This is a genomic window from Roseovarius sp. TE539 (assembly GCF_003298505.1).
GTDB lineage: Bacteria > Pseudomonadota > Alphaproteobacteria > Rhodobacterales > Rhodobacteraceae > Roseovarius.
Window position 1 is genome coordinate 147,065 of sequence record NZ_QNGB01000004.1, and the last position, 12,936, is coordinate 160,000.

A 12,936-nucleotide genomic window follows, 5' to 3' on the forward strand; every position below is an offset into this window, starting at 1 on the left:
CGGGCCTCCCCCGGGATATTTTCGGCCAGAAGAAACTGGGTCATTCGCCTACCTTCCAAGCAAGATGTTCCGGGCCCGTGCCGACGGGCGAGGTGACCGGGGCGAAGCCGGGCCTTGCCTCGCCAGGTGGTGATGATTTCTCGAGCTTGACCCGAAGGTCGAACCAGGCGGCCTGACCGGTGACGGGGTCCGAGTTGGACCAGCGAAGGCCGTCGCCACGTTCGGGCAGCAGTTCATGGATGAGGTGGTTGAGCAGGAACCCCTTGGTGGCTTCGGGCGCATCCCGGGCGAGAGCCCAGGCGCCCTTGCGCTTGCCAATGGCGTTCCATGTCCAGACGGTGTTTTCATTCAGGGCCGCCATGTGCGCGACCGGCACCGTGATTTCGCCATGTGGCGAGGTCACGCGGGCCCAATCCCCTTCGGCGAAACCATGCTTCTCCCAGATCCTGGTGGGCAGATAGAGCGGGTTTGCCCCGTGGATCTGTCGCAGCCAGGCATTTTGCGTGCCCCAGGAATGGTACATGGCCATCGGTCGCTGGGTCAGGGCGTGGACGGGATATTCCCCGGTATCGGTGGCGTTGTCCTCGAGTGGCGGATACCAGATCGGCAGCGGATCCAGCGAGGTTTTTATCCGGTCGCGCAGATGATCGGGCGGCTGGCGCGCGCCGTGGCCTTCAGCGGCGAGCTGGAAACGGCGCAAGGGTTCGGCGTAGAGATCGAAGATATAGGGTTGAGGGGCCTCGAACAGCCCGAGCCCCACCGCCCAGTCCTGATAGGCCATGTTCCAGGGTTTCATGTAGGCCGCGTTTTCGGGAATGTGCGAGACGAAGAAGCCGCCATTCTCGATGTAGGTTTTCAGCTGTGCCGCGTTGGGGGCGCCGCGCCCGTGTGTAAGCCCAGCCTTTCCGGTGCGCCAGCCGGCAAGCGGGCCGATGCCCGGTTTGCGTTGGTGGTTGGTGATGTAATCGGCGTAATCTTCGTAGGTGGCAGTGCCGTCTTCGTTGACGAAGCCGGGCAAGCCCAGGCGGGCGCCCAGATCGCAAAGCACCGACTGAAATCCGCGCACGCCGTGGTGACCGGGGCGCTCCGGCTCCACAACAGGCCAGCGAATCGCGTCTGCCGCCGCATCGGCCTCGGAAATCGGGCGATCCAGAAGCGAGATGCAGTCATGCCGTTCCAGGTATGTGGTGTCCGGCAGCACCAGGTCGGCATAGGCCACCATTTCCGAACTGTAGGCATCCGAATAGATAATCCGCGGGATGACATACCCGCCATTCTCATCGGTGTCGGTCAGCATCTCCATCACGCCGCGCGTGTTCATGGAGGAATTCCACGACATGTTGGCCATGTACATGAAAAGCGTGTCGATCTTGTAGGGATCACCCGCATGGGCATTGGAGATGACCATGTGCATCAGCCCGTGCGCCGACATCGGGTTTTCCCAGGTGAACGCCTTGTCGATGCGTGCCGGACTGCCGTCTTCCTTGAGCGCGAGGTCTTCCGGCCCGCGCGGAAAACCCAGGTGGGGGCCGTCAAGGGGGCAGTCGGGCCGGGAATGGCAATGGGGGGTCGGATGAGCGTGAACCGGTTTGGGATAAGGGGGCTTGAAGCGGAAGCCGCCGGGCACCTCGACCGAGCCGAGCAGGATCTGGAGCATGTGCAGGGCCCTGCAGGTCTGGAATCCGTTGGAATGGGCGGAGATTCCGCGCATGGCATGGAAACTGACCGGGCGGCCCGTCATGGTGCTGTGGGTTTCGCCGCGGAAATCGGTCCATTCACGGTCAAGCGTGATTTCCTCTTCGAAAGCGACACGCGCCAGTTCGGCGGCGATACGGCGGATCTTGTCTGCTTTTATGCCGCATTTTTCGGCGACCGCCTCGGGCGCGTATTGCGGATCAAGGTAACGTTCGGCCAGCAGGTGCAACACCGGCCTGTGTGTCACGCCTGCATGGCGATAGGTGGCATGCAGGTCGGGGCGTACCCCGGGCTGATCAAAGGGGGTCGGCCTGCCGGTGGTACGGTCGATCACCAGGGATTTTCCATGCTCGTCCCGAAGCAGCAACCCGTGTTCGGACGACGACGTGTCGCCATTCACCAGAACCGGCGCGTTGGTATAACGCGAGAGGTAGTCGAGATCGATCCGGCCCGCCCTCAACAGTTCATGGACGAGCGACAGGATGAACAGCCCGTCCGTTCCGGGGGTGATCCCGATCCAGTCATCGGCGATCGCGTTGTAACCGGTGCGGATCGGGTTGACACCGATCACGGGCACGCCGCGTTCCTTGAGGCGGCCGAGCCCCATCTTGATCGGGTTGCTGTCGTGGTCCTCTGCGACGCCGAAGATCATGAACAGCTTCGTGCGTTCCCAGTCGGGTTGTCCGAACTCCCAGAACGCCCCGCCGATCGTGTAGATGCCCGCCGCTGCCATGTTGACCGAACAGAAACCGCCATGAGCGGCGTAATTCGGCGTGCCGAAATTCTGTGCCCAGAAGCTGGTGAAGCTCTGGGACTGGTCCCTCCCGGTAAAGAAGGCCAGTTTCTCCGGGGCCTCCTTTCGGATCGGGGCGAGCCAGCCGGTCGCGATCTCCAGTGCCTCATCCCAGCCGATCTCCTGGAACTCGCCTGATCCGCGGGGGCCCACACGCTTGAGCGGCGCGCGCAGGCGCGACGGTGCGTTGTGCTGCATGATTCCCGCCGAGCCCTTGGCGCAGAGTACGCCCCGATTCACAGGATGGTCGCGGTTGCCCTCGATATAGGCGACCTTGCCCTCCTTCATGTGCACGTCTATGCCGCAGCGGCAGGCGCACATGTAGCACGTCGTCTTGCGCACCTCGTCCGAGACTTGCGGGGACGTGTCGAGTTCGGGCTGATGGCGAGTCATCGTGATCCTTCATGCTTTCGGCGCTCACGTTAGGCAGAATTTTCCGGCCTCGCGACACTTTTCTGAATGCTTCGGGTTTGCCGAACAATTGTCCCGGAAAATCCGAATTCGCAGAGTTTTTTCCCTTACGGCACTGGAATTCCTGATGGCCACGCATGCTGTGGTGCAGGGTTGCCCGCACCCCCCGCAGCGCCTGTCGGCCGGCGATGGGTTCACGCGCCTTTCAAAGGGGTTGCGCACGCATGTCGGCAGAGTTGATTCCGGCCACCTGAACCGGTTTCTTCATGGCGTCGCGGCGGAATGGTTCGCCAAGTTCCTGATTGATCATGGCCTCGATCAGCGTGGTTTTCCCGTGTTCCATCTGGTCGGTGATCGCCTGACGGAGGGCTGCCGTGAGATCTTCCATCGTGCGCGCCACGACACCCTGGAGGCCGCAGGCCCGCGCGATCCCGGCATAGGACACGCTCTCGGCCAGTTCGGTGCCGACGAAATTGTCATCGAACCAGAGGGTCGAGTTACGCTTTTCCGCGCCCCATTGGTAGTTGCGGAAAACGATATGCGTGACAGCGGGCCATTCGGGCCGGCCGATCGCCGTAAGTTCGGTGACCGCGATGCCAAAGGCACCGTCGCCCGCGAAGCCGACAACCGGCACGTCCGGGCATCCGATCTTTGCCCCGACGATAGCCGGCAGGCCGTAACCGCAAGGACCGAAAAGACCGGGGGCAAGATATTTGCGGCCCGCTTCGAAGGAAGGATAGGCGTTGCCTATGGCGCAGTTGTTGCCGATGTCGGAAGAAATGATCGCCTCTTTCGGCAGGGCGCTCTGAATCGCGCGCCATGCCATCCGGGGGCTCATCCAGTCGGGCCTGGCTGCCCGCGCCCGTTGGTTCCAGGTCGTGCCGGGATCGTCCTCTTCGTGGTCCATCGAAGAGAGCTCCTGGGCCCAGGCGGATTTCGTCTGTGCAATCCTGGCCTTTCGGGCTTCACGGCCCTCATCGCCCGCATTGTCCGAGAGCTTTTCCTGGAGCGCGGACGCGACTTTGCGAGCGTCACCAACGATACCGACACTGACAGCCTTGGTCAGGCCAATCCGATCGGCGTTTATATCGACCTGGATGATCTTTGCGTCTGCTGGCCAATAGTCCATGCCATACCCCGGGAGGGTCGAGAACGGGTTGAGCCGCGTGCCCAGGCACAGGACCACATCGGCGTCCGCAATCAATTCCATCCCTGCCTTTGATCCGTTATAGCCCAATGGGCCGGCGAAAAGCGGATGCGAGCCGGGAAAGGCGTCATTGTGCTGATATCCCACGCAGACGGGCGCATCGAGACGTTCGGCAAGTGCGCGCGAGGCATCTATGCCCTCTGAAAGCACCACGCCGGCGCCATTCAGGATCACCGGGAATTTTGCGTTGCTCAACAGATCGGCGGCGCGGTCGAGAGCCTCCTCGCCGCCGGACGGGCGTTCGAACGCGACGATCTGCGGCAACTCGATGTCAATGACCCGGGTCCAGAAATCGCGTGGTATGTTGATCTGTGCGGGCGCGGAGGCTCGATGTGCCTGAAGGATCACGCGGTTGAGAACTTCGGCGATACGTGTCGGATCGCGGACCTCTTCCTGATAGGCGACCATGTCCTCGAAGAGTTTCATTTGTTCCACTTCCTGGAATCCACCCTGGCCGATGGTCTTGTTGGCGGCCTGCGGCGTGACCAGCAGCAGAGGCGTGTGATTCCAGTAGGCGGTCTTCACCGCGGTTACGAAATTGGTGATGCCGGGGCCGTTCTGGGCGATCATCATCGACATCTTGCCGGAGGCACGTGTAAACCCGTCGGCCATCATTCCACCGGATCCTTCATGCGCACAGTCCCAGAAAGTGATGCCGGCGGGTTCGAAGATGTCCGAGATCGGCATCATGGCCGATCCTATGATTCCGAAAGCATGTTGGATTCCATGCATTTGCAAGGTTTTGACAAAGGCTTCTTCGGTGGTCATCTTCATGGGAATGCTCCTGCGGAAAGGCCGGGGCGATAGGCGCCGGGCCGACGGGTGGAAACTACGTGGGCGGGCGCGCCCGGGATAGGGCCAGTTTCACTGGCCGGATGGTACCAGACTGCCCTGTGCGGCAATTGACCTGGCGATCAACGTCACCCCTTCCGGAATGCGGGCGCTCGCGATCGAAGAGTAGGCGAGGCGGTAGTAGCTCTTCGGTGGCGCGTCGCCATGAAAGAATGGGTGTCCGGGTTCGATCAGCACGCTTTTGGCACGCAAAACGGATTCCAGCGCCCTGGTATCGACGCCTTCGGGGGCGCGCATCCAGATGGATGAACCGCCGTGCGCCCCGCGCCCCGCAACGGTAAGTCCTTGCGCGGCCAGCGCCATCTCCATCACATTGCGGCGCCGCGCGAAGACCGTGCCCATGCGACGGATCAGGCTGTCGTAGTGGCCGAGACTCAGGAAATAGGCGGCCGTGCGCTGTACATGGCCGGGCGGGTGACGCAGAACACTGGCGCGCAAGGCCCTTGCCTCGCGGATGAATGGTTTGGGACCGACGAGATATCCAAGCCTGAGTCCGGGAAAGATAGACTTGGAGAAGCTGCCGGCGTAGATGACACGCCCGTCCTGATCGAGTGATTTCAGGGCTGGCGACGGCGTCGAGAGAAAGGCCATCTCGAACTCGTAATCATCCTCGACAATCAATGCGTCGATCTCGCGGGCGCGCGTCAGCAGGGCCTGACGGCGGGCGAGCGGCATGGTCGCATTGGTCGGGCACTGGTGGCTGGGTGTGGTGAAGATCACATCGGCCTGCGCGGGCAATGCCTCGGGCGGCAGGCCGTCCCGGTCCACCGGCACCGGGGCCACGTGGCAACGCGATTGCGTGAGTATGTCACGCAGCGCGGGAAAGCAGGGATCCTCGATCGCGGCCGTGCGCCGCTGGGTCAAAAGAACCTGGGCGGTCAGCCAAAGCGCATTCTGCGCTCCCATCGTGACAAGAATTTCGGAGGGTTCGGCAAGGATGCCGCGGCGCGGCAGGGTGTGTCGCAGGATGAATTCCACCAGCCGCGGGTCGTCCTGATCGTGATAATCCGTGGTCAGCGCCTGAAAATCCTTCTGACCCAGGGCCTGCAATGCGCATTGGCGCCAGTTGGCATGATCGAAAAGGCGCGGATCGGTTTGCCCGTAGATGAAGGGATAGCGGTAGGAATACCAGTCTTGCGGCTTGTCGAGGGTCGCCCCCCCGGTAAAACGCTGTCCCAGGGCGCGAGACCAGTCGATCATGTCCCGGCGCGGGTGGCGTGGTGGAAAGTCGGGTGGTTCCGGAGCGTTTTCAGAGACATAGTATCCGGACCTGTTCCGGGATTCGAGGTAATCACTGGCCAGGAGCTCGGTATAGGCGAGGGTGACGGTGATGCGGCTCACACCCAGATGCGCGGCCAGCCGGCGTGACGAGGGAAGTTTTTCGCCTTTGCGGAACCTCCCCGAAAGGATGCCTTCGGCAATCATCTGCTGGATTTGCGATTGTAGTGTGCCCTCGGCGCCCGGGGCAAGAAAGAAGGTTTCAACGGAAATCGCCATCCGGGCAGTCTAGGGTGGACTTATCCGCGGTGCAATCTGGTCTGATCGCGGGCGCAAGCCGTCTTGGTCACTCCGTGCAATCGTGTCCACGGCTTTCGAAGAATCTTCAACTCCACCCTTTTCAGACGATCCCGGCAAGGATCGCGCGGGCGGCGGCGGCGGGATCCGTGGCGTCCCGGACCGGGCGACCGACGACGATATGATCGGCCCCTGACGCGAGGGCCCGGGCCGGGGTCGCGATCCGTTTCTGATCGCCGGCGTCGCTGCCCTCGGGCCGCACGCCGGGGGTGACGATGACGCGACCTTCGGCCTCGGGAAGGGCGCGGATCATCGCTGCTTCCCGTGGAGAGGCGATGACACCGTCGGCCCCGGCTTCGAATGCACGGGCGGCGCGTTCGGCAACCAGATCGGGGATGTCCCCCTCGCGCATGAGCCCCGCATCCAGATCGGCGCGGTCGAGGGAGGTCAGGATGGTGACGGCGAGAATGCGGGTATTGCTGCCCGAGGCACCTTCGCGGGCGGCGCGTACCACATGTGGATCGCCATGCACGGTAAGAAAGTCGAGATCGAAACCGGCCAGCCCGCGCACTGCCGCTTCCACCGTTGCGGATATGTCGAAGAGCTTCATGTCAAGAAATACGCGTTTTCCGTGCTCTTGCTTGAGCTCGTTGGCCAGCGCCAATCCCCCCCCGGTGAGCATCCCCAGCCCGATCTTGTAGAACGAGACGGCATCACCCAGCCTTGCCGTCAGCTGCAGCCCTTCCAGTGCGTTCGGCAGGTCGAGGGCGACAATAAGGCGGTCATCGGACATCTTGTATGGCTCCTGCCTTCGGGTTTCGCGTTCTTGTTGCGGTTGACCCTTTGCCCGTCAAGCTGTTTGCGGGCGTTGAATCGGGTGCCGCGTTCGGGTGGCCGCCGAAATTTCTCTGGCGGGCCTTGAACGGCAGTCGGGTGTTGCCCATTTGTCACTTGAGGTTCCCGACCGGGGCATGCCTGAGCAGGGTGCGCCAGCGGGGTAACGCTTGAAAAAAAGGAGATACGGGATGGACTTCGAGAAGTTCACCGAGCGGTCGCGCGGTTTCATACAGTCGGCACAGACGATCGCCATGCGGGAGAGCCATCAGAAACTGGCACCCGAACACATTCTGAAAGCATTGATGGACGATGGCGAGGGACTGGCCGCAAACCTGATCCGCAAGGCAGGTGGCACGCCCGAGCGCGTCGTGCAGGCGCTGGACCTTAGCCTTGGCAAGATCCCCAAGGTTTCGGGGGATGCCGGACAGACCTACATGGATCAGCAGACAGGAAAGGTCTTGTCCGAGGCGGAGAAGCTGGCCAAGAAGGCCGGTGACAGCTTCGTGCCCGTGGAACGCATCCTGACCGCGTTGGCAATGGTGAAAAGCCCCGCGCGCGAGGCGCTGGAGGCCGGCAACGTGTCGGCGCAGTCGCTCAACGAGGCGATCAACGACCTGCGCAAGGGCCGCACCGCCGACAGCGCCTCGGCAGAAGATAGTTACGAGGCCCTGGAGAAATACGCCCATGACCTGACCAAGGCGGCCGAGGAAGGCAAGATCGACCCGATCATCGGGCGCGACGACGAGATCCGCCGCGCCATGCAGGTGCTTTCCCGCCGGACCAAGAACAACCCCGTCCTGATCGGTGAACCCGGTGTCGGCAAGACCGCGATTGCGGAGGGCCTGGCCCTGCGCATCGTCAATGGTGATGTGCCCGAGAGCCTGGCCGACAAGCGGCTCTTGGCACTCGACATGGGCGCGCTCATTGCCGGGGCGAAGTACCGCGGCGAGTTCGAGGAGCGGCTCAAGGGTGTTCTCAACGAGGTTACCGCCGCCGCCGGCGAGATCATCCTCTTCATCGACGAGATGCACGTGCTGGTGGGCGCGGGCAAGACCGATGGCGCGATGGATGCCGCCAACCTGATCAAGCCGGCGCTGGCGCGCGGCGAATTGCATTGTATCGGTGCGACGACGCTGGACGAGTATCGCAAGCATGTCGAGAAGGACGCGGCGCTTGCCCGCCGTTTCCAGCCGCTCACGATCGAGGAACCGACGGTCGAGGACACCGTGAGTATCCTGCGCGGTATCAAGGAGAAATACGAGCTTCACCACGGGGTGCGCATTTCCGACTCTGCGCTGGTCACGGCGGCGACACTCAGCCACCGTTACATCACTGACCGCTTCCTGCCCGACAAGGCCATCGACCTGATGGACGAGGCGGCATCGCGCCTGCGCATGGAAGTGGACAGCAAGCCCGAGGAACTGGACGCGCTGGACCGTGATATCCTCCAGAAGCAGATCGAGGCCGAAGCCCTGCGCAAGGAGGATGACGCGGCTTCCAAGGACCGGCTTGAGAAGCTCGAGAAGGAGCTTTCCGAGTTGCAGGAGCGCAGCGCCGAGATGACCGCGCAATGGCAGGCCGAGCGGGACAAGCTGGCGTCGGCCCGCGATCTCAAGGAGCAGCTGGACCGGGCGCGGATCGAGCTTGACCACGCCAAGCGCGAGGGTGACCTGGCCCGCGCCGGGGAGCTTTCCTACGGTGTGATTCCGCAGCTCGAGAAACAGCTTTCCGAGGCCGAGGTGGCCGAGGAGGAAGGCGGCGTGATGGTCGAGGAGGCCGTGCGCCCCGAGCAGATCGCTCAGGTCGTGGAGCGCTGGACCGGTATTCCCACCGCGAAGATGCTGGAAGGCGAGCGCGAAAAGCTGTTGGGCATGGAGGATAACCTGCACCGCCGGGTCATCGGGCAGCACAAGGCCGTCACCGCGGTGGCCAATGCCGTGCGTCGGGCGCGTGCGGGGCTCAACGACGAGAATCGCCCGCTGGGGTCGTTCCTGTTTCTCGGCCCCACCGGCGTGGGCAAGACCGAGTTGACCAAGGCAGTGGCCGAATTCCTGTTCGATGATGACAGCGCGATGGTGCGGATCGACATGAGCGAATTCATGGAGAAACACTCGGTCGCGCGGCTGATCGGGGCGCCGCCGGGTTACGTCGGCTACGACGAGGGCGGTGTCCTGACGGAGGCGGTGCGGCGCCGGCCCTATCAGGTGGTCCTGTTCGACGAGGTCGAAAAGGCGCATCCGGAGGTCTTCAACGTGCTGTTGCAGGTGCTTGACGACGGTGTTTTGACCGATGGGCACGGGCGCACTGTGGATTTCAAACAGACGCTTATCGTGCTTACCTCCAACCTCGGCAGCCAGGCGCTGAGCCAGTTGCCCGAGGGCGCCGATGCCAGCGAGGCCAAGCGCGACGTGATGGATGCGGTGCGGTCGCATTTCCGGCCCGAGTTCCTCAACCGTCTTGACGAGACGATCATCTTCGACCGTCTCCAGCGCGAGGACATGACAGGGATCGTTGATATCCAGCTCAGGCGTTTGTCGAAGCGCCTGGCAAGCCGCAAGATCACGCTGGAACTTGACGAGGCGGCGCGCAAGTGGCTGGCCGACGAAGGCTATGACCCGGTGTTCGGGGCAAGGCCGCTCAAGCGCGTGATCCAGCGCAGTCTTCAGGATCCGCTGGCCGAAATGCTTCTTTCGGGTGATCTGATGGACGGTGCGACCGTGCCTGTGAGTGCCGGTGCGGACGGGCTTATCATCGGTGACCGGGTGGGCAGTTCAAACCGGCAGCCGCCGGAGGACGCGGTCGTTCACTGAAGTGTTTCTTCGCCACGTCTACAAATGAGACGGGCCGGGGCGTGAACGCCCCGGCCCTTTTGCGGATGATCCCTGTGCCCTCACTCGGGCATGATCACGGCGTCGATCACGTGGATCACACCGTTGGATGCCTCGATGTCGGCCTGTACCACGTTCGCGCCATCGACCGTCACGCCGGCCATCGTGCCGATGGTAACGGACCCGCCCTGCACGGTTTCCGCCATCATCCCGTCGGAGAGATCCCCGGACATGACCTTGCCGGGCACGACGTGATAGGTGAGAATCGACGTCAGCTGATCCTTGTTCGCCGGTTCGAGCAACGAGGCAACCGTTCCTTTGGGCAACGCCGCGAATGCATCGTCGGTGGGGGCGAATACCGTGAACGGTCCGTCGCTCTTGAGTGTTTCCACGAGGTCCGCGGCCTTGACAGCGGCCACGAGGGTGGAGAAATTTTCGTTGCCCGCTGCGATATCCACGATGTCCATGTCATGGTTGTCGGCTGCTGCCGGGCCGGACAGGCCGGTCATCAGCGTGGCGGCAGCAAGGCCCAGGTAAGTTCTGCGAAACATTTTGAATCTCCGTTTCTAGGATATTGACTCTTTTCAGTGTCGAAATGCCCTTCTGGGCATGTGTCTCGGGTTACGCCGTGGGGCTCGTGCCGGTTCAGTAGGCGCAGGCGAAAAAAGGATTTGACGAAAAAGGGCGTGGGGCTAAGCCCGGCCGGTGGCACATTTCCAGTCACGATGATGTGAACCCGGAGGCGGCCTCATCCCCGGGCGTCGTCGGCTTGCGGCGGTCGTCTGGAGGGGGCAGTCTGTGCCTTGAAGGCCTGTCCGGCCACTATCAAGGAGTGTCTGATGAGTTACGCCATGAACGCCCTGCAGATCCTTGCGCTGGCTTTTGTCCTGGTCCTTGGGCTGGCGGCGGTTGCGGCACTGGCGCTCTTTGTCCTGGACAAGTCGCAGTCCGCGGACGCGATCCGGCGCAATTATCCGGTGATCGGGCGATTCCGCGGCCTTTTCACCAAGCTGGGTGAATTCTTCCGGCAGTATTTCTTTGCCATGGACCGCGAGGAGATGCCGTTCAACCGCGCTCAGCGTGACTGGGTGGCGCATGCGGCGCGCGGCAAGGGCAATACGATCGCCTTTGGATCCACGCGCAATCTGGGCGTTCCGGGCACGCCGATATTCGTGCCGGCGGCCTTTCCTCCGCTTGACGACCAGTTTGCTGCCACTGCGCCGATGCAGATCGGCCCGCATGCGGCGATACCATACAAGGCGAAGTCGATCTTCAATGTGTCGGGCATGAGCTATGGCGCGATTTCGCGGCCTGCCGTAGAGGCGCTGAGCCGAGGCGCGGCCAAGGCGGGTATATGGCTCAATACCGGCGAGGGGGGGCTGAGCCCTTATCACCTCAAGGGGGGATGCGACATCGTCTACCAGATAGGAACGGCGAAATACGGGGTCCGTGACGCCGAAGGCAGGCTCGATGATGAAAAGCTGCGGGAGATGGCCGCGAACCCCCATGTCAGGATGTTCGAACTGAAGCTTGCACAGGGCGCGAAACCCGGCAAGGGCGGAATCCTGCCCGGCGCCAAGGTGGACGATGAAGTGGCGCGGATTCGCGGCATCCCCCGTGGTTGCGACAGTATCTCGCCCAACCGCCACAGGGAAGTGAACGATTACGGTGAATTGCTGGACTTCATGGCACATATCCGGGAGGTGACCGGCAAGCCCACCGGCTTCAAGACAGTGATCGGATCGTCGGATGCCTGGGCTGAATTCTTCGAGTTGATCCGCGAACGCGGCGAAGAGAGCGCCCCGGATTTCATCACCATCGACGGTGGGGACGGTGGCACCGGCGCTGCGCCCATGCCCCTGATGGATCTTGTGGGGCTGCCCCTGCGCGAGGCGCTGCCAAGGATGGTGGACATGCGCGACCGTCATGGCCTCAAGGAGCGTATCCGGATCGTTGCAAGCGGCAAGCTGGTCAATCCCGGTGACGTGGCGTGGGCGATATGCGCCGGAGCGGATTTCGTAACGTCGGCACGGGGCTTCATGTTTTCTCTTGGGTGCATACAGGCACTCAAGTGCAACCGGAACACCTGCCCCACCGGCGTGACCACCCACGATCCGCGCCTTCAGGCGGGCTTGGTGGTCGAGGACAAGTTCGAAAAGGTCGCCCATTATGCCAGGTCGGTGATCAGGGAGGTGGAGACGATCGCCCATTCCGTGGGTGTGGCCGAACCGCGCCTGATGCGCCGGCGGCATGTCCGGATCGTGCAGGGTGACGGAACATCCGTGCCGATGAACAAGATCAGGCCGAGTTACAACCCGGCCACACCTTCGTGAGGCGGGCGCGAGGCGGGTTGTTCTGTTCCGGCGCTGCCCGCACTCTAGGTTACCATCCGCAGACAGGATGACGACAATCGGAGTGTGGACATGGCCTTGAGGTGGAGAAACGATCTGAGGGAAAGCGACATAACCCCCGAGCCGGTCTTTCTGGACAGGCGACAGGTCGTGGCGGGGGCCGCGGCGGGCATGGCGCTGACCGCCGCAACAGGGCGCCCTGCGTGGGCTGAAGCGCTTGAGCCCAACACCTGGGAAGAGATCACGACCTACAACAATTACTACGAGTTCGGCACCGACAAGGGCGACCCTGCCCGGTACGCACACATGCTGACCACGAGCCCCTGGACGGTGAAAATCGACGGGATGGTCGAGCGCCCGGGCGATTACGCCTTTGAGGACATCATGAAGAAGATGACCGTGGAAGAGCGCATCTATCGCCTGCGCTGCGTCGAACGATGGGCAATG

Annotated in this window: 8 protein-coding genes (1 of these 8 running past the window's edge); 3 read left to right on the forward strand and 5 right to left on the reverse strand. The window is 62.8% G+C overall.

The genetic code is table 11. The features are described from left to right. Positions 1 to 40 precede the first annotated feature (40 nt). The 4 genes from DQW77_RS04240 to pyrF all read right to left on the reverse strand — a co-directional run bounded on the left by DQW77_RS04240 (position 41) and on the right by pyrF (position 7,266). On the reverse strand, positions 41 to 2,881 hold the full coding sequence (locus DQW77_RS04240) for a molybdopterin oxidoreductase family protein (RefSeq protein ID WP_113256944.1): 2,841 nt from the start codon (positions 2,879 to 2,881) through the stop codon (positions 41 to 43). Positions 2,882 to 3,104: 223 nt separating this feature from the next. Further along, positions 3,105 to 4,880 carry a sulfoacetaldehyde acetyltransferase gene (gene xsc, locus DQW77_RS04245; protein WP_113256945.1) on the reverse strand — a complete coding sequence of 592 codons (1,776 nt, stop codon included), beginning with the start codon at positions 4,878 to 4,880 and terminating at the stop codon, positions 3,105 to 3,107. Positions 4,881 to 4,970: 90 nt separating this feature from the next. Further along, positions 4,971 to 6,455: a PLP-dependent aminotransferase family protein gene (locus tag DQW77_RS04250; RefSeq protein ID WP_113256946.1), complete on the reverse strand. Its 1,485-nt coding sequence runs from the start codon at positions 6,453 to 6,455 to the stop codon at positions 4,971 to 4,973. Between the two features lie 121 nt (positions 6,456 to 6,576). Next, a complete protein-coding gene (gene pyrF, locus DQW77_RS04255; protein WP_113256947.1) occupies positions 6,577 to 7,266 on the reverse strand; it encodes an orotidine-5'-phosphate decarboxylase in 690 nt (229 codons plus the stop codon). Positions 7,267 to 7,498: 232 nt separating this feature from the next. Here pyrF and clpB point away from each other — a divergent pair, with 232 nt between their 5' ends. Continuing rightward, a complete protein-coding gene (clpB, locus tag DQW77_RS04260; RefSeq protein ID WP_113256948.1) occupies positions 7,499 to 10,120 on the forward strand; it encodes an ATP-dependent chaperone ClpB in 2,622 nt (873 codons plus the stop codon). A gap of 80 nt (positions 10,121 to 10,200) precedes the next feature. On the opposite strand, the gene DQW77_RS04265 is transcribed toward clpB, so the two are convergent. Then, complete coding sequence (locus tag DQW77_RS04265) at positions 10,201 to 10,689, reverse strand: fasciclin domain-containing protein (RefSeq protein WP_113256949.1); 489 nt, start codon at positions 10,687 to 10,689, stop codon at positions 10,201 to 10,203. 288 nt (positions 10,690 to 10,977) lie between these two features. On the opposite strand from DQW77_RS04265, the gene DQW77_RS04270 reads away from it, so the two are divergent. Both DQW77_RS04270 and msrP read left to right on the forward strand, forming a co-directional pair. Then, positions 10,978 to 12,471 (forward strand): FMN-binding glutamate synthase family protein, encoded by a 1,494-nt coding sequence (locus DQW77_RS04270; protein ID WP_181711192.1) that lies wholly within the window; start codon positions 10,978 to 10,980, stop codon positions 12,469 to 12,471. A 90-nt stretch (positions 12,472 to 12,561) separates the two neighbouring features. After that, positions 12,562 to 12,936 carry the start of a protein-methionine-sulfoxide reductase catalytic subunit MsrP gene (gene msrP, locus DQW77_RS04275; protein WP_113256950.1) on the forward strand. The gene runs 531 nt beyond the window's last position, so 375 of the gene's 906 nt are visible here — the first part of the coding sequence; the start codon lies at positions 12,562 to 12,564; its stop codon lies off the right edge, out of view.